Source organism: Calothrix sp. CBUCES-K 9914 (genome assembly GCF_059640475.1).
In genome coordinates this window covers 66,779-82,866 of the sequence record NZ_JBXXZH010000009.1, presented here as the reverse complement: position 1 = coordinate 82,866, position 16,088 = coordinate 66,779, and the positions used below count along the sequence as shown (strand labels likewise).

At 37.9% G+C, this 16,088-nt stretch carries 14 protein-coding genes; 3 read left to right on the top strand and 11 right to left on the bottom strand.

Annotation, left to right across the window (positions count from 1 at the left end):
* Positions 1-29 precede the first annotated feature (29 nt).
* On the bottom strand, positions 30-1,964 hold the full coding sequence (locus AC2JBO_RS03660) for a CHASE2 domain-containing protein (RefSeq protein WP_496952265.1): 1,935 nt from the start codon (positions 1,962-1,964) through the stop codon (positions 30-32).
* A 13-nt stretch (positions 1,965-1,977) separates the two neighbouring features.
* Complete coding sequence (locus tag AC2JBO_RS03655; RefSeq protein WP_496952264.1) at positions 1,978-2,676, bottom strand: response regulator; 699 nt, start codon at positions 2,674-2,676, stop codon at positions 1,978-1,980.
* A gap of 266 nt (positions 2,677-2,942) precedes the next feature.
* Here AC2JBO_RS03655 and AC2JBO_RS03650 point away from each other — a divergent pair, with 266 nt between their 5' ends.
* Positions 2,943-3,161, top strand: a complete 219-nt coding sequence (locus AC2JBO_RS03650) for a Tn3 family transposase (RefSeq protein ID WP_496952263.1) — start codon at positions 2,943-2,945, stop codon at positions 3,159-3,161.
* A 100-nt stretch (positions 3,162-3,261) separates the two neighbouring features.
* Here AC2JBO_RS03650 and AC2JBO_RS03645 read toward each other — a convergent pair whose 3' ends face one another.
* Positions 3,262-3,873, bottom strand: coding sequence for an HAD family hydrolase (locus tag AC2JBO_RS03645; protein WP_496952262.1), 612 nt, complete (start codon positions 3,871-3,873; stop codon positions 3,262-3,264).
* A gap of 165 nt (positions 3,874-4,038) precedes the next feature.
* Between AC2JBO_RS03645 and AC2JBO_RS03640 the strand changes: the two genes are divergently transcribed.
* Positions 4,039-4,212: a hypothetical protein gene (locus AC2JBO_RS03640; protein ID WP_496952261.1), complete on the top strand. Its 174-nt coding sequence runs from the start codon at positions 4,039-4,041 to the stop codon at positions 4,210-4,212.
* 202 nt (positions 4,213-4,414) lie between these two features.
* Here the strand turns inward: AC2JBO_RS03640 and AC2JBO_RS03635 are convergent, their stop codons facing one another.
* Positions 4,415-4,957 carry a hypothetical protein gene (locus AC2JBO_RS03635; RefSeq protein ID WP_496952260.1) on the bottom strand — a complete coding sequence of 181 codons (543 nt, stop codon included), beginning with the start codon at positions 4,955-4,957 and terminating at the stop codon, positions 4,415-4,417.
* 12 nt (positions 4,958-4,969) lie between these two features.
* A complete protein-coding gene (locus AC2JBO_RS03630) occupies positions 4,970-5,971 on the bottom strand; it encodes a hypothetical protein (protein ID WP_496952259.1) in 1,002 nt (333 codons plus the stop codon).
* A gap of 219 nt (positions 5,972-6,190) precedes the next feature.
* On the opposite strand from AC2JBO_RS03630, the gene AC2JBO_RS03625 reads away from it, so the two are divergent.
* Positions 6,191-6,340, top strand: coding sequence for a hypothetical protein (locus AC2JBO_RS03625; RefSeq protein WP_496952258.1), 150 nt, complete (start codon positions 6,191-6,193; stop codon positions 6,338-6,340).
* A 49-nt stretch (positions 6,341-6,389) separates the two neighbouring features.
* Here AC2JBO_RS03625 and AC2JBO_RS03620 read toward each other — a convergent pair whose 3' ends face one another.
* The 6 genes from AC2JBO_RS03620 to AC2JBO_RS03595 all read right to left on the bottom strand — a co-directional run bounded on the left by AC2JBO_RS03620 (position 6,390) and on the right by AC2JBO_RS03595 (position 16,083).
* Positions 6,390-7,022 carry a YdcF family protein gene (locus AC2JBO_RS03620; RefSeq protein WP_496952257.1) on the bottom strand — a complete coding sequence of 211 codons (633 nt, stop codon included), beginning with the start codon at positions 7,020-7,022 and terminating at the stop codon, positions 6,390-6,392.
* 302 nt (positions 7,023-7,324) lie between these two features.
* Positions 7,325-8,107, bottom strand: coding sequence for a DUF928 domain-containing protein (locus AC2JBO_RS03615; protein WP_496952256.1), 783 nt, complete (start codon positions 8,105-8,107; stop codon positions 7,325-7,327).
* 32 nt (positions 8,108-8,139) lie between these two features.
* A complete protein-coding gene (locus AC2JBO_RS03610) occupies positions 8,140-10,482 on the bottom strand; it encodes a CHASE2 domain-containing protein (protein WP_496952255.1) in 2,343 nt (780 codons plus the stop codon).
* A 97-nt stretch (positions 10,483-10,579) separates the two neighbouring features.
* Positions 10,580-12,088, bottom strand: a complete 1,509-nt coding sequence (locus AC2JBO_RS03605) for a beta-barrel domain-containing protein (protein WP_496952254.1) — start codon at positions 12,086-12,088, stop codon at positions 10,580-10,582.
* Positions 12,089-12,385: 297 nt separating this feature from the next.
* The gene (locus AC2JBO_RS03600) at positions 12,386-15,334 is read right to left on the bottom strand and encodes a peptidase domain-containing ABC transporter (RefSeq protein WP_496952253.1); all 2,949 of its coding nucleotides are present in this window, start codon (positions 15,332-15,334) and stop codon (positions 12,386-12,388) included.
* 86 nt (positions 15,335-15,420) lie between these two features.
* Positions 15,421-16,083, bottom strand: a complete 663-nt coding sequence (locus tag AC2JBO_RS03595; RefSeq protein ID WP_496952252.1) for a peptidylprolyl isomerase — start codon at positions 16,081-16,083, stop codon at positions 15,421-15,423.
* Between the last annotated feature and the right edge of the window lie 5 nt (positions 16,084-16,088).

Below are 16,088 nucleotides of genomic sequence, written 5' to 3'. Positions count from 1 at the left end.
ACTTACTATTCTGCGTATAAAAATCATATTTAATGCTTTCCTTGAACAAAAGTGGTTAATTGCCAGCTTAATTCGCATAATACACCATGTGGTTTTATCTGTTTACGTTTAAAGCTTCCATTTAAAATTTGTGCTAGATTTTGAGAATCTTGTGTACCCTTATTTTCTGCTAATGTCAGTAATCCTAAACCATTATCTTTGATACAAAGTGTATAGAATCCGTCTAAGTAAGTTCCTGATGCTTCTACACGTTTGACCCCACGCGCGTGTTTACCCACATTACATAAACTTTCCTCTAAAAAAAGACATAATTTTCTTTTATATTCCATATTTAAATATTTTTCATCTATTGGGTCAAATATACGCGATTTAATCTTAAGTGTTTGAAAATATTCTAAATCATCACGTTCAATAGTACTGCTAAATACCTCATAAAATAAATCGTGTATCTTATTATTTAAATTTATTTTTAACCCATTACCTAATCGTAAAACTTTATTATCTGTCAGTGCTTCTTGCTTTAAATCTTCCCCAAGCGCTCGAATTTCTTTATTGAGTTTTTCAAAAACTTGAATTAATTCATTTTGAGGTAACTCTTTCTGTTTTAAATGTTTTAGCCCATACGCAAGAGTTTGTAACGGTCCATTGTGAATAACACGAAATGTATGGTCAATAGTATTCATTTTACTATCAATAGTACGTTGCCGTTCATTAATTATGGAGCGCAAAAGTTTTTCATGCTGATATAATGGACTGAGTGCTACATTTATTATTAAAGTAAATAAACATGGAATTATAGGAATCCAAGTTCCGTAAAATAACAGAATGATGTAACCAAATATCATCAATGAAAAGCTTATTCCAGCAACAAATATTAATTTTTCCCAGATTAATTGTCTAGAGCGTCCAATATTAATTGAGATAACTCCCCAAACAACTATCCATATATACTCCCAAGATTCTGCCCATGATGTTAGCATCGGACGACGATTATTTAAAACAGCATTAATAATTTGGCTAGTAGCATGTGCGTGGTATTCAACTCCATACATTAAACCAGGAATTTTCTGTTCAGAAACTGCTAGGGTATGTACTCTATCACCTCCACTAGGAGAAACATTACCAACAAGGATAATCTTATCGCGCAACCATTTAGGGTCTATTTTACCTTGACTCGTCCTACCCGTCTTAATTTCATTGAGCGAGAAAATACGAAATGGTTTATCCCCACTTCTAAAGTTGACTAATATTTTTAGCTCACCAGTATCATCTTTATCAACATATCCACCAAAATTTGATACTACACGAGGTAATTCAACTTTTCCAAATCGTATAGTATTTTGGTCGTTTATGCCATTTTCATAAGTATAGCCTTTCGGTTTTAGGTAAGCTTTAGCAAGCTGTAGAGCTAATGAGAAATGGTCTTGCTTCTGATTTTCCCATTCTTTTGGGTCTGGTGTATATAAAATATATCGCCGATATTTACCATCAATATCAGGGTTGACATCTGCAAATCCAATACGGTCGGAAGGAATGGAATCTGGTGCTGGAATTGAAGGTTCCAAAACCTTATTGATACCGAATATATTTTTATATTCTTTAAAGGTTTTAACCAGTTTGTCATGTCCTGGTTCAATTGAGACGTTTTTAAAAATATCCAGTCCAATAGCACGGGGTTGATAAGTTGCTAGCTTATCAAGTAATTCAGCAATTTCTCCATCAGGAATAGGATACTTACCTACCTTGTTAATATCATCTTCATTAATACCGACAATTACTACATGCTCATCAGTAGCTTCTGGCAAACGCAGATGTAAAAATGTATCAAATAATGTCAATTCTGGCACTTGCAACAAACCATTCATACGGATAAAGATAATTACCATCAAAACTGTTAATCCGGAAGACGCTGCATAACGCCATATTTTAAATTTTGCACAAAGTCTACGCCATTGCACACGCATTTACTTATACTCCTTAACCGATTAATCCTTCTTCACGGGCACGAATTTCTGTTTGAATTCGTAGACTTTGACCATCTTCAGGATATATACCAAGCACATCTTGAATTTTAATCCAGTAATTTCGTACTGTACGTCTTGTTACATGCATTTCTTTAGAAATAGCCGTATCAGTTAATCCTTTTTCAAAAGCCAAACATAAAACTTTAAGCCAATTAGGTTGAAGCTCAATTCCAGTTCTTATCTCTTTAGTATGTGTCGCTCCTTGAAGTGCTAAATTTAGTCGCACTAACATTTCATGTTCTGAGAGTGCTTTATCTGCAATTGCAAATCCACCTTGATGATTGTCAATATCATGCTTAATGCGTACTAACGCTTTTACGTAACTTGTTTGGACTAAAATATTTTGTGTATCGTAATCATCTAGCACTTGCTGCAGGAGATTAATTCCTGTCTCTATTGAGGCAGTATCACCAGTTTTGTCAGGAATAGACAAATCCATAACAATCAAGTCAAACTTCGAGTTCTTCAGATATTCATTTACCTCCGAAGCTGTCTTAGCTTTAAATATTTCTGCATTCTGAAAGTGATGCGACAAAATATTTACAGTTCCTGCCAAAATTAATTGATGGTCATCAACAACAAGAATCTTAATTATTTCTTCCATCGTTAACCTCAAATGCATCGTTAATTGGGCTATGTCTACTCGTATCATGTTTTTTTACTAAAATACTTAGCATTTATACTTTCTTCATTTTTTGTTATATAGCTATATAGATAGATAACCAAAACTAACTACCGCTTATATATGTGTATTCTATACAGCTCAGACATTTCAGAGAATGCACAAAAGTGCAAACTCTGATTTACTAATATTTTTGGATAAAAATGCTGACTTCATAAGTTCTTTTGCTTACAATTGCAATACGTATTTTCTTAAAGGCTGATGCAGGATGTTGCAATCATAAAAGGTAAAAAAAATTGCAAAGCTGTCACTCAGTAAGTACAAAAGTGTATTTGGAGAATGCGGTTAATTGGTTGAAGTCGGATGGTATGGTTATTCCGGACACATATTTGCAACATTTATCACCAATGGGGTGGGAACATATAAATCTAACTGGTGATTATGTTTGGAATTTGAACTCGGCAAGTACCCTTGATAATTTACGCTCTTTGAGAGTGAAAAAATCTAAATTTTAATTGGCTACAACTATTGTACGGTAAGGGTTTGAAGACTTGCGCTCATTCCGAGCGCGTACAATAAACCCGTTTTGGGACGTTCCTGCCAATTGAACTGAAATTATTGTCCTAAAGCACGCACATCAACAAAACGCATTCCGGCTCTTTGTGCAGCTTCTAACCCGCTATTACTATCTTCGTAGACAATACAATCTTCGGGAGCAACCCCTAAACGTTTAGCTGCAAGCAGAAAAATATCTGGTTCAGGTTTGCCTTTGCCGACATCATCAACACTAACAACTGTGTCAAACAAATGACGAAGTTTCAAAATCTCAAGAGTTGCCTGCACAATAGCACCTTCACCACCAGACGCAACAGCCATCGGTACTTTACCGTAATTAGCGCGCGCTATTTCTGCAATTTCTTGGATTTCTTCGACTGTATGAATCATAGATTGATAATATTTTTTTCGCTCGGCATTGACTAAAGCTGAATCAAGCTCATAGTAAAACTGGCTGTTAAGTAACTCAATCATCTCTAATGCAGAAGTTCCACAGTGTTGATAAAACCATTCCTTAGTCAACTGGGCGCCAAACTTCTTCAAAGATGCAGACCATGCTTGGAAGTGTACGGGTAAAGTATTTGCAAGCGTTCCATCACAGTCAAAAATCAATGCTTTGTAAGATTGTGTGAGTAAAGTAATACCTGTTTGAGAAAATTCTGTTGCTGTCATAAGCCTTCCTCCTTCAAAATCAGTAAACGAAGCTTAAACTTCTAACATTCTTCCATTCATTGGATGCTCCCGATATGAAGTAGCTAGCTGTTAACCTGCTGACAACAAATTTTCAGATTGCTGCAAATTATTAATACGAGAACAATATTCTTAATTCTGCAATCAATGCCTGCGAAAACAGATGATGTTATTGCCAGGGCGGAACTCTTGCAGCAAGCAATAGTAACTTTACAACTACAAATGAGCGCAAATTATATCGAACGCAGAAGTGGCGCCTTTATGTTGTTGTGTCCTGCGCTACCAGGCACTCCTAATAGAAGTTTCCCCAGCACCTTTTAATAGAACAAATAAACTATAAAACGCATTTGATAAGTATATTTAGACTGTTCTCGCCGTGCGTGGTTCTGCCAGTCGTTCTTGACATACAACAGGACTTACGCATTGAATATCAATTTTTGAAGGCGAATTTAAATTGACTAAGGCTAGCCAATTAAACTATAATCTATTATAATATCTTCTTTTTATAAATATTTGTTCATAACTAAATTTTTACTGCAATATGTTCTTCCACAGCCGTAAGGTGCATTGTATATTGTTTATAACTTTCATCCAGAACAAGTTCTGGTTGTAGCTCCACTATCGCATCTAGTATTGTCCTAATAAATTGGAGCCATTGCGCTAAAAATTCCCATGCTGAAACTAAAATATTGGTATCAGGCAAAAACTTAAACTTCATAGCCGAAGCTTCGCTTGTCTCAAAACGAACTTTGATGATATCACCTTGACGCTCCATTAACATTCCCACATCTGTACCCTGTTCAAAAAAATTAAACTCTACTGGTGACTGTGTATCATGAGTCAGTTTTTCTAACACAAGAGGAATATCTTCAAATATAGTAGATAAATCAGGACGCAGTGAAAAGCAAGCGTCATGCTCTTGAAAACTGATAATAAATTGTCCTTGATAACGCGAAAGGAAATAGCTTAAGGATATGAAAATTTTATTCGCATCTACTATCTCAAAAAAATAATTAGGTTCGTTTAACTTTTCCCAATAGGAAGATATTTTAAAGGTTTGACTCATCTTCTAACTACCTCAACAAAAAGGATATGCTGTTTTTAATGTTAAATCTCTACTACGGATAACTTTGACAATCATTACACCTTCAAGGGCTGTGCTATCGGGAAGATATATATTACCAGCAGGCTTACCCATATTGATAACATGTTCACCAGGCTCCAAAGGTGTTAACAGTTCAGCTTCAATTATAAATTGATCGTCCTTCCAATGCCCTTGAGGTTTACCTGTATTACAGGCACGGTCTTGAAGTTCCGATGCGAGTCTTCGCGCACCATGCTCAATTACAGCGTGTCCATAAACCTTTGACTTAAAATTACCCCACTCCCCTTTTACAATTATATCTTCTCCTAGCTTACGTTTAGGAGCAGAGGGTTTTTCTCGACTTAGCCTTACCCATGCTTCAAATCTCATTGGCTCTTCCAAAGCCCCACGGCCGCGTTCAGCCATATAATGTTGGTATCGTTCCCAATCACCCAGATCAGTTCCTTGAGGATGGTTTTTCATACCCTCGTAACGACGCTGTTGTAATTGCCACTGGTACTCCTGCCATTCTCTCACTAATTGCTCATACTTCTGTTTCCCAATTATTTCTGGAGCTTCGGTAGGATAACGTGGACTGTATTCTTGCCCTACCTCATATTCTTTCCCCCCTTGTTTGTATATTCGAGTCACTGTACGCTGTGAGCGTTGATTTAGTAGTTCCAGCAAGCTGGAATGCAGTTTTTTCAACTCAAATTCGTCAACATCCGCTCTTCTCATTTGAACTAAAAGTTCGTCGATTTTTTGTTGGTTCTTTCCCACTAACTCCTCATATCCTTGTTTCGGTAGGCGCCTATCTATGAGTGAAATTAACTTTGCATCGGGGAAATTTGCTCCCAAGGCAACAATCTGACCCCTACCTTGAGAGGTCATCATCTCATCTCCAACCCTAGCAACCTCTGGTATTTCTTCTTTTTTAACTTCTACTATTTTCCCCTCCGCTAGCAGTATCCAAGGATTAATCACCCATTCGAGCATTTTTCATCGCTCCGCAACTCGAATCAATAACTTTCATCAAAGAATAATACATTTCTTTGGACAGGAAATAAATTTTTTTTGTTAAGAATCAATAAATGCTAGTTGCCTCGAAGCTGTGCAACTTTGGTTCTCGATATCGGGAGCAAGGCGCCCTCTCGTATGAAGGTATTGAAGTTTCGTCATCTATGCTACGCAAGAACCATAATAACTGACGCTTCTGTGTCCAAACTATTACAAGCTCCTTATGAAGCAGGTCTAACGATTTTGCGTGATTTACCCGAATGTAGAGACGTAAAATTTACCTGCGGTACACTCCGTGAACACGTCTCTACACGTCTGTTTTTATTAAATGATGGGCGCCACCCCTGAATCGCTCTTCTGTATCCTACAAGGGAAGGGGTTAGATTTTTCGTTAATGTTAAGGAGATTTCAATTTTTTCAAATGTTGGATAGTGGATGCCAAATAAAAAAAGTAGGCAGAGGTTTCTCGCACCAAAAACTTCAGCTTGCTTTCCATACTTCGGTAGCGGGTAGTCGGTGTACCAGATGGATATGCATTCATACCTAAATCTCGTGCCATTAATGTGGCTCGTTTTAAATGTAAGGGGTCGCTGACAATAATAAATTCAGACAACTCCTGCTCTGACGCAACTTCTTTTGCATTTTTCAGGTTTTGGAGGGTTGTCCGAGATTTAGTTTCAATTAAGATATCTGATTCTCTGACTCCGCGCGCTATCGCATAACGCTGACCAGCGGTTGCTTCTGCTATATCTTTATTTTCGCCAATTCCACCAGTAAAAATTATGCTACTAACCTTTCCTTTTTGATACAGGTTTATTGCATGATTAATTCGTTCTCTAAAAACAGGAGATGGTTTGTCTTGCCAAACTTCTGCTCCCAGTACAATTGCCGCATCAGCCGATTTTAGCTTATTTTTGGTGTTGTAGAAATATATGCTAAATGCGGTTACTACTGAAGGCAAGATAACAAATACAGTAACAAGCAAAGTGAATGCAAGGCATTGTTGTTGAATGTGATATTTTAGAAGCATAAGTTAAAAATGACCGATTTACTATTTTTATCTTTTACTTCGTCAATTTACGATTCTTCCTTATCATAAACGAAAGAATCAGATGTATTCTATCCGTTCAATATACAACGTGTTGAAATCATTCTAACTTGATTTTTTACCAAAAAACTCAGTCATTAGCTAGATGTACTGGTTATATTTTTTGTAATTAAGTAAACAATCTTTCCAAAATAGTGCTTTTGAACCTTCCATTAAGATTCCCGACGCGAGCGTTCATTTGTCGGGAATCTGACCATCCGCAACTACTACAAATAAGTTGTAGGTTATTTAATAAGCGGTTGATTTGCCAAGTTATCCAAACCAACGGACTTGAGTAAGCTGTTCCATTCAGCCATTAACGCTGTATCCTTTGGTTTATCAATGCGAAGCTCTGCCAATGTCGTTAGAGCGTCGTGCCAAATACTGTTTTCAGCATACAGCGCGGCTTTTTGCTGTGGTGTGGCGCCTTTAAGATTATCCGCAAGTTTAGAATTTGGGTTAACTCGTTGTACCCATCCTTCTACATATTCGAGTTGTGCTGGTAGCTGTGGGTTGCAATCTACTTTTAGCTTCAAAAACCAGTTATATGTTTTACCTACTTGTAAAGAATTTACTGATGGCAGTTTGATATTCATAATTCCCGGCGCCGCTGGAGGTGTCACAGAACCACGGTATATTGTTTTACTTGGTTTAGTTGTCTCGTCTTTGACAACAAACTCCATATTTTTAATTGATGCTTTTTGATAAGGGATAAAAAACCAAAAAGTTGGAAGTTCGGCAGTTGTTAAACCCCAAACCTTAGTAACTGGACTTGCTTGAGTTGTTGTTTCTTCGTATACAGGTACTAATGCAGTCATTGGCTGTTCACTGCTGCAACCGCGACTTGCTGCACCTCCGCGCGTACCTGCGGCGCCTCTATCTGGTGGAGCAGGAGGTGGGACAAATTTAATCGGGGTGTTTCTTGCAACTGTAGGCACCGTCCAATATACTGAGCTAACAATGCTGCTGAATAGAGTTATGAAACTTAATATAGCTGTTAGCTGTATTTTTCTAAAATTGTTTTTCATAAGTACACCTTTTTGTAACAAAATAATAAGTTTTAGTTTTGATTTGGAAAAGATTTTGAAAAGAAGAATACAACCATTGGACTACTTAATAAACCAAGGACAGCAGGAACTAGTGGAACCCAAGAACTAAATAAAATTAAAAGGACAAAACAACTTCCACATATAAAAATTATACAAATTCCAAAGCATATTAGCAAATAAGTCGATTGTCTGAGAAAATAGGCTGTAACGTACCCTAAGCTAGACCACAAAAAAATCCAAATTGTTTCATTCTCAATAGACCAAGTTGATAGCAAAGGTCTTCCATCTAAGGCAGCACTGATTAATTGACTGACCATTTGTGCTTGCAGTATTACCCCTGGTACTTCTTGAGAATACGTTTCATTATTTATATAAGGAGTTAACCAATAATCAGGAAAAGTTTCTGCGGTTGTACCAATAAGAACTATACGGTCTTTAACTGTCGCTGCATTTAATTTACCAGCAAGCACTGATTTTACAGTAATTTGTGGGGCAATAGCTTCAATTGTTGGAGACGCGCGGTAATTCAGCAATATTTGATGTCCCAGAGCATTAATACCTTGATATCCTCCCGTATGTGCTTCTAAAGGATTTATTAAGAGCTTTCCAAGTTGCCACGCACCGTCTTTTGTATATTCAAGTTTTACTCCCTTAGTATATAAATAACGCAGTGCTAGCTGTACACTCAAAGAATAAGAGGCGCCGCAAGGTGAGGAAGGAGGAGGAGTTAATGCCAAATAATGACGACGTACTATATTATCAGTATCGTTGAGAGTATTACTAAACCCTAAACGGTCGCTTGAGACTTCTGGTGGTGGTGCAACACCTATTATTCGTTTTTGGGAGTCATTAACTTGACAAACAGCTATTATATTTTCACTTTCTCGGAGTCGTTTTGCTAACTGAGAATAATTTTTACTAACAGCGTAATCTCTATATAAATCTATACCAATAGCTTGCGGTTGTAGTGCTTCAACTTTTTCTAAAACTTCGCTTAATGCTTTATCAGACCAAGAACCGCGTTGTTCCTCAGTACGTTGTGTCTGCACATCTTCCTCAGTAGCAGTTATTACTAACAAGCGAGAATCTGGTTTTTCAGTAGGACGTGAGCGTAGTAACACATCAAATGCTGCAAGTTCCAATGGTTGTAAAACTCCTAAATATCTTACTCCCATAACTAGCCCAGTAGTAGCCAAGCTTAAAAGCAACATCAACGAGAAAGCAACCAAGTTAGGAGCGCGTTTTACAGGTTTTTCTGATATAGGAATATCAGGCGTTTTGATGAGAGAATTCCAAGTAAACGGTATATCAGCAGGGTTTTGACAAATAATAGGCAACCAGCTAGCGCAGGGAAACTTATTTTCTATTCCTTGTAACCGTTCTCTTGCTTCACGTACAGCCAAATATAGTGACTCACCCCTGATCATCGCTTCTAAAAAATACTTCAAAAATTCTTGCGCTACCTTGTCAGGTACAGGTTCACGCATAACTATAATTTGGGGTATTTGCAAATCTGCAAACTCGCGCGCTAACCCCAAACCATCACAAGAGTTGAAAATAGCCAGTTGTAAACCTCTTTCAACTGCTTTTTTGAGTGCATACTTTAATTGACCAATTGTCAAACTCTCAGTTTGATTAATGTAAATCTTCCCAGTATCACAGCTATCCTGACTAGAACTATGTCCAGCGAAGAACAAAATTTGCCAGTTTTGCTCCCATAATTGATTCGTTAAGTCTTTACATTCTGGTTCAACTAAAAACGTAGTATCCGTCAAAGGTAACTCTTCAAGGATTTTACGGTCGGTTTTTGTATCAATTCCATCGCTGTTACCCAATATTGCTAGAACTTTTGCCGCCTTTGATTCTGGTAAAGAGCGGCTAACCTGTTCATAACTAGGTGTACTTAATGCTACTTCTGCTTTCGGATACCGTTCTAATAAATCCCATAAATGCCAAGGTAGTTTTTTAAGCCATAAATCTTGAGTTTGTAGCAGTACACGAATATTATCTTCAGGTAAAAGTTTTTCTAACCATTTCTCGCGAATACGACGAAACGGCTCAGAAGCTAACCAACAATTAAAGCGCGCGTTTAGTTCTTGAGCAGCTTTTTGGCAATCATCAATAGTGGCAGTTTTTATAGTTTGCTTAGGTATACCAATAGGACGACCGGGTAAATTGAGACTACGGTAAATTGATTGCCACTGATGATAATAGCGTTTGATATCAGGGTCAGGTGGTAATTCTCCTGTAATTTCCACTACCGGACGGACATTTTCGTCACCTATTTGCAGCGTGACGTGAAAACCCTGCTCAAAATTTCCCTCTCCTAATTTTAAAATAACTAGCTTACCCACAATGAAAGCACTCCTACATCTACATTCTTAACTCGTAAGGTGCGTGACGCTATTAGACTTGCGCTTCGTTGTCAGATTGTTGGTAGCGTCACGCACCCTACCTTACATATTTTAAGCTTTCGGCTTTCTGAACTAGGAAATCTGTAAAGATACTAATAATAGTTCGCTTGCGTAGTTTAATATTGGCGTTGATTGACATACCTGATTGTAAAGCAACTTGACGGTTGTTGATTAATAAGGCTTGTCCATCTAAACGCACTTTAGCAGGAAAACGCCAGTAAGGATATACTTGGTCGGGTGGTAAAGCATCTGAACCAATTTCTAGTAATTCACCCTTGATGTCACCGTATTCTTGGAAGGGAAACGAGTCAATGCGAACGTCTACTTTTTGACCTTCCTTGACAAAACCAATATCTCGGTTAGTAATATACACTTTGGCGATTAAATTGTCTTTGGGAACTATTTTCAAAATTGGTTCGCTGGAATTTGCCACAAACCCTGATGATTTGGCTTTTAGTTCAAAAATATTTCCTTCGACAGGGGACTTAATTTTTTGGTATTTCAAAGTTTCTTTAGTTTGAGTTAATTTACTATCTATTTCCGCAATTTGACTATTAATTTCGTAAAGACGCTTTTGATTTTCTAAAATTAATTTAGATAATTGACTGTCTATTTCCGCAATACTTTTATCATTAACTGTAATTTTAGAGAATGTATCTTCTTGTGATACAGCGGTTGTATTGCGAACTTTTTCATTACTTCCTGCAAATGCTAGCTGCAATCTTTGCTTTTCTTTTGTCAAACGTGTAACTTCAGCTTGTTTTGTGCTAACATCTTGCTGCTGTTTCAAATACTGAATTTGAGAAATTGCTCCTGCTTTTGCTAAAGGTGCAAATTTATTGAGAATATTTTGATTAATATTCAGTAATTGTTTCGCACTAGTTAACTGAGCTTCAGTTTGTAATAATTGCTGCTGTATTTGACCTGTTTCTAATTTAACACCTTCAACACGAGACTCTAACTCAGTTTGACGACTTTTTAAACGTAACTGTTGCTCTGGAGTAAAATTAACACCAGTCGTAGAACCTTGTAAATGCGCGCGATAAAGTTGATTTTCTGCTGCATAAGCTGCTCGACTTTTCATCAAAAAAGCTAATTCTGGTTTAATTCCCAGTAAAGTAGATTTTTGCGTCACTTCTTGAGGTGATACTACAGCTTGTCCTACAGTTTGAATTTGCGAACGATAAAAATCAGTTTCCAGTTGAACTGCATTTTTTTGTAGAACCAGCGAAGCGCGCGCTTTATGTAACGAAGTTAGCTGTGCTTGAGAAGAAGTATCTTCAAAGTTAATTAATACTTGACCCTTCTTAACAGCTTCGCCATCTTTTACATATATATCCTTAACTACACCACCAACAGGCGCCTGAATTTCTTGCACAGTTGCCTTTGGTTCCAGTTTACCAGTAGCAGGAATCGATTCTTCAATTTTAAAAACAGAAGCCCAAACTACAGTAAACGTAGTAATCCCAACAATACCCCAAGCAATCGCGCGCGACCAGATAGGAGATTGTTGTAATAAAACAGGTTGGTCAAATTGAATAGCCATTTTGATTTTGGATTTTCCCGGTATAGGGACATGAATGGATTTTGGATTTTAGATTGTAGGGTGGGCACTGCTAGCCCTGTCAAGGTGAGCATGAGTACTACCCATTTATAAGGGTTTTAGCCTTTCACTGATTAAAATTTGAAAGCAAAAAACAAAATTTGCGCTCAATTTTATATTTCAGGGTTGGGGGTACAACGTAAAAATAAGGCTTCCAGCTAGTACGCAAGTGGTACACCTTGACAGGGCTAGGTGGGCACTGCCCACCTTACTCAGCACTCAGCACTCAGCACTCAGCACTTATAACTGAGAATCTTGTTGCTTATATAAACAGTAATAATAACCTTTATACGACATTAACTCTTCATGAGTACCCTGCTCAACAACGGCGCCATTATCCATCATTAAAATAGTATCAGCATTGCGAATAGTACCAAGCCGATGAGTAATAAAAAACACAGTCTTATTCTTAAACGCAGTTGCTAAATTACGGCAAACTTGTGATTCAGCGTTATAATCTAATGCACTAGTAGCTTCATCTAATATCAAAATTTGAGGATTTTGTAAAACAGTACGTGCGATAGCTACACGTTGTTTTTGTCCACCAGATAAATTAGAACCACGTTCACCAACTTGGGTGTTATAACCGTTAGGCAGGTTCATAATAAAATCGTGAGCAAATGCGACTTTTGCAGCAGCTATAATTTCATCATCGCTAGCATCTGGATAAGCAAGGGCAATGTTATCGCGTACTGTACCATCAAAAAGTAAGGTATCTTGTAGCACTACACCTATCTGGCGCCTAAGTGAATACAGTTCAACTTTGCTGATATCATAACCATCGATTAAAATCTTACCTGCTTGAGGTTCGTATAATCTTGGTAATAATTTTAATAGCGTGCTTTTACCAGAACCGCTTTGTCCAACTATACCAATAAAGGCGCCAGCGGAAATATCCAAGTTAATGTTACATAATTGCAACGTACCACCCTGACGGAAGCTAAAGGAAAGATTATCATAACGAACGCTTCCTTGAATTGCTGGCATAAGGATATTTTGATTATCGGTTTCAGTTTCTTGGGGTGTGTCAAGAATATCCGCTAATCTTTGTAAAGATAAAGCTGTTTCTTGGAAATTTTGCCACAGTTGTACTAATCGAAGTAACGGACTGGTTACATAATTTGATAAGATACGAAAGGCGATAAGTTGTCCTAAAGTTAATTGTTGGTTTAAAACTAGATAGGCGCCAACCCAAAGTACCAATAAAGTAGAAAACTTGTTGAGAAAGTTGCTGATGGAACTAGCGGTAGTTTGCGTTGAGATGGTTTTGAAACCAGCACTGATATAACGCGCGTACTTGTCTTGCCACTGCCACCGCGAACGCATTTCTAAATTCTGCGCTTTAACCGTTTGCATTCCCCCCATCATTTCGACAAGATAGGAATGTGTTTCGCTGTTACGTTCGGCTTTATCTTGCAGTTGGCGCCTAATAATAGGTGATACCATCAAGTTGAGCAGTGCAAACAAAGGTACTGTTGCGAGTGCCACAAGCGTTAACACCGGACTGTAAATAACCATCACCAAGATATACACCACAGAGAATACAGCATCCATCACAACAGTAAGTGCTGTGCCCGTGAGAAATTGGCGAATATTTTCTAGCTCGTTGACGCGCGTCGCTAATTCCCCAACTGGGCGCCGTTCAAAGTAAGATAAAGGCAAACGTAAAAGATGATTGATAACTTCCGAACCGAGAGATAAATCAATGCGATTAGTCGTATCTACAAACAACTGCGTGCGAATAGCGGTCAATATAGCTTCGACAACTGCGACAACAATTAGGAAAATACCAAATACTTCCAAGCTATCTGGACTATTACCAACAATAACTTTATCAATAATTACTTGTGTTGCTAAAGGATTGACTAATCCAAACACCTGTACAACAATCGAAGCAATTAAAACCTCGATTAATACTTTACGGTAGCGTCGCATCGCAGGTACAAACCAGCGCAAACTAAACCGAGACTGAGGCGTTTGTTTTGTCGGTTGAAAAAGCAACACTTCACCTTCTGTACCCCAAGTCTCAATAAAGTCGCGCGTTTTGCGACGTATCACCCCCGTCTCTGGAACAGCTATAACTAATTCTTGGGGACTGCTTTTGTAAATAATTGCAAAACTCTCTTGCCAAGAAATCATCACTGGGGGTTGCAAACGACTTACCGCAGTAGCAGGAACCTTCACCATTTGTGTTGTTAACCCCATCAATTCTGCCACGGCGCCGCAAAATTGAAGTGATACTCCTGTATGCTGTATTTGTTTCGCGACTATTCGACGTAACATATCGCGACGAAACGGCATATTAAAATACAGACACAGCATTTGAAAGCAAGCCAAAGCAGTATCCTGCTGACCCTTACCTCGTATATAAGGATACTTCTTATGCTTAGTAGACTCAGCATCTATAACTGTATCAGGAGCATAAGGAACACGAGCTAAATCTATACTTGAAGTAGTAGATGAAGAAATACCCGTAGTAAGTACTTCAGTACTTATCTTCTCCAATGCATCACGACGCACACCCAACAAGCGTAAAAAACCTCTTGCAGAAATGTTTTGGTTAGCATCTTGACATTCAATACGACTACCAACAGCAAACTCAGCTTGTGAACTACCACTAACTAGCCATAAAAAGTCTGAGTCTAACTGCTTATAAAACTTCCGCGCAGATAATACCTGTACAGCATCACTTTCAATAACATCGCGCGTAAGCTTTACTAAGTCAGTCTCTCCAGAAGCTCGTCGGCTAAGTTCCTCTCCTAACAAATCATATACTTCAATCCATCCAGCGTGATTATATAATGCTTCCGTAAAAGATGAATTTTGTTGTAATAAACTTAAAAAATCAGCGCTTTTAATATTGAGACAAACAACTTCAGTCGAAGCAATAACAGTTTCGCATGGACAAGAACGCAGATGACTGACCCAGCCAAACACCTCTCCTGCACTCAGTAATTTTAAAGTAGTAGCTTTATCATTACGAGGGTCATAACCTAAAAGACGTGCCTGTCCTTCATAGATAATACTAATATATTGGGGCATCGCTTCACGCGCGGTAATAACCTGTCCAAGGCGGTAGCGTAGGAACTCAGCTTTTGTAGATAAGTTATCTAAAGCATTTTTAGACAAGTTATTAAAAGGAAATACACCCGCGAGAAACTCTTCTATATCAACTTGCGTAGATGTCATTACACGGGAAACCATTGCTGTCGTCCTTCTTTTATAAGCATCATGCCGTTTTATACGTATGTAATAGAAATTTATGCAACCTTAAATTAAATATGTTGGTTGAGCCAATTTTCAAATAGTTCATCAATCAATCGGCGCCGCATAACATCATCGAGCCTAGCTGGTATACTCTTTTCAAGCCGAATAATTACAAAATTACCCTCTATATTATGAGGCGCCCAAAGTTGACCGGGTTTACTTACAGCTAACACCCTACCAATAACCGGGTGTACTTGACCCAGAGCAACAGGTCCTAATATACCCCCAGTATATGCTTCTAAACCTTGAGAAAACTCGCGCGCTAATTCAGAAAAAGACTGTTCTCCAGCTTGAATACGAAAATATATCTCCGAAGCAAGACCTTGGTCTTTAACGCGAATAACAGAATAAATAACTTGGTCAAATCTTGCCTTAGTTTTTAAAAAATATGACTCAACTTTGTTACCAAAATTAATCATTTTAAATTTATATATCTTAAAATTGCGAATAGCTATCTCCTCCATAGCTTCTAACTTCATACCATGATTATGTTTTTCAAACTCTGTAATCGCCACAATCCTTTCTGACTCATTACAAGGTATATTAGCTATAGCCTGGTCAATAACCAAACCTCGTCGAACCTGCGACATCATTTGATAGCGGTTCAGCATTACAGGTAGTTCATCTGCGTGAACAGCTTGCTCACCGACTTGTAAAACTGGCGCATTCATAATTT

What these genes read in the sequence shown, in the direction of transcription:
- AC2JBO_RS03660 (WP_496952265.1), bottom strand. Translation starts at nt 1,964, where the DNA reads ATGCGTGTGCAATGGCGTAGACTTTGTGCAAAATTTAAAATATGGCGT.
- AC2JBO_RS03655 (WP_496952264.1), bottom strand. Translation starts at nt 2,676, where the DNA reads ATGATACGAGTAGACATAGCCCAATTAACGATGCATTTGAGGTTAACG.
- AC2JBO_RS03645 (WP_496952262.1), bottom strand. Translation starts at nt 3,873, where the DNA reads ATGACAGCAACAGAATTTTCTCAAACAGGTATTACTTTACTCACACAA.
- AC2JBO_RS03640 (WP_496952261.1), top strand. Translation starts at nt 4,039, where the DNA reads ATGCCTGCGAAAACAGATGATGTTATTGCCAGGGCGGAACTCTTGCAG.
- AC2JBO_RS03635 (WP_496952260.1), bottom strand. Translation starts at nt 4,957, where the DNA reads ATGAGTCAAACCTTTAAAATATCTTCCTATTGGGAAAAGTTAAACGAA.
- AC2JBO_RS03630 (WP_496952259.1), bottom strand. Translation starts at nt 5,971, where the DNA reads ATGCTCGAATGGGTGATTAATCCTTGGATACTGCTAGCGGAGGGGAAA.
- AC2JBO_RS03620 (WP_496952257.1), bottom strand. Translation starts at nt 7,022, where the DNA reads ATGCTTCTAAAATATCACATTCAACAACAATGCCTTGCATTCACTTTG.
- AC2JBO_RS03615 (WP_496952256.1), bottom strand. Translation starts at nt 8,107, where the DNA reads ATGAAAAACAATTTTAGAAAAATACAGCTAACAGCTATATTAAGTTTC.
- AC2JBO_RS03605 (WP_496952254.1), bottom strand. Translation starts at nt 12,088, where the DNA reads ATGGCTATTCAATTTGACCAACCTGTTTTATTACAACAATCTCCTATC.
- AC2JBO_RS03600 (WP_496952253.1), bottom strand. Translation starts at nt 15,334, where the DNA reads ATGACATCTACGCAAGTTGATATAGAAGAGTTTCTCGCGGGTGTATTT.
- AC2JBO_RS03595 (WP_496952252.1), bottom strand. Translation starts at nt 16,083, where the DNA reads ATGAATGCGCCAGTTTTACAAGTCGGTGAGCAAGCTGTTCACGCAGAT.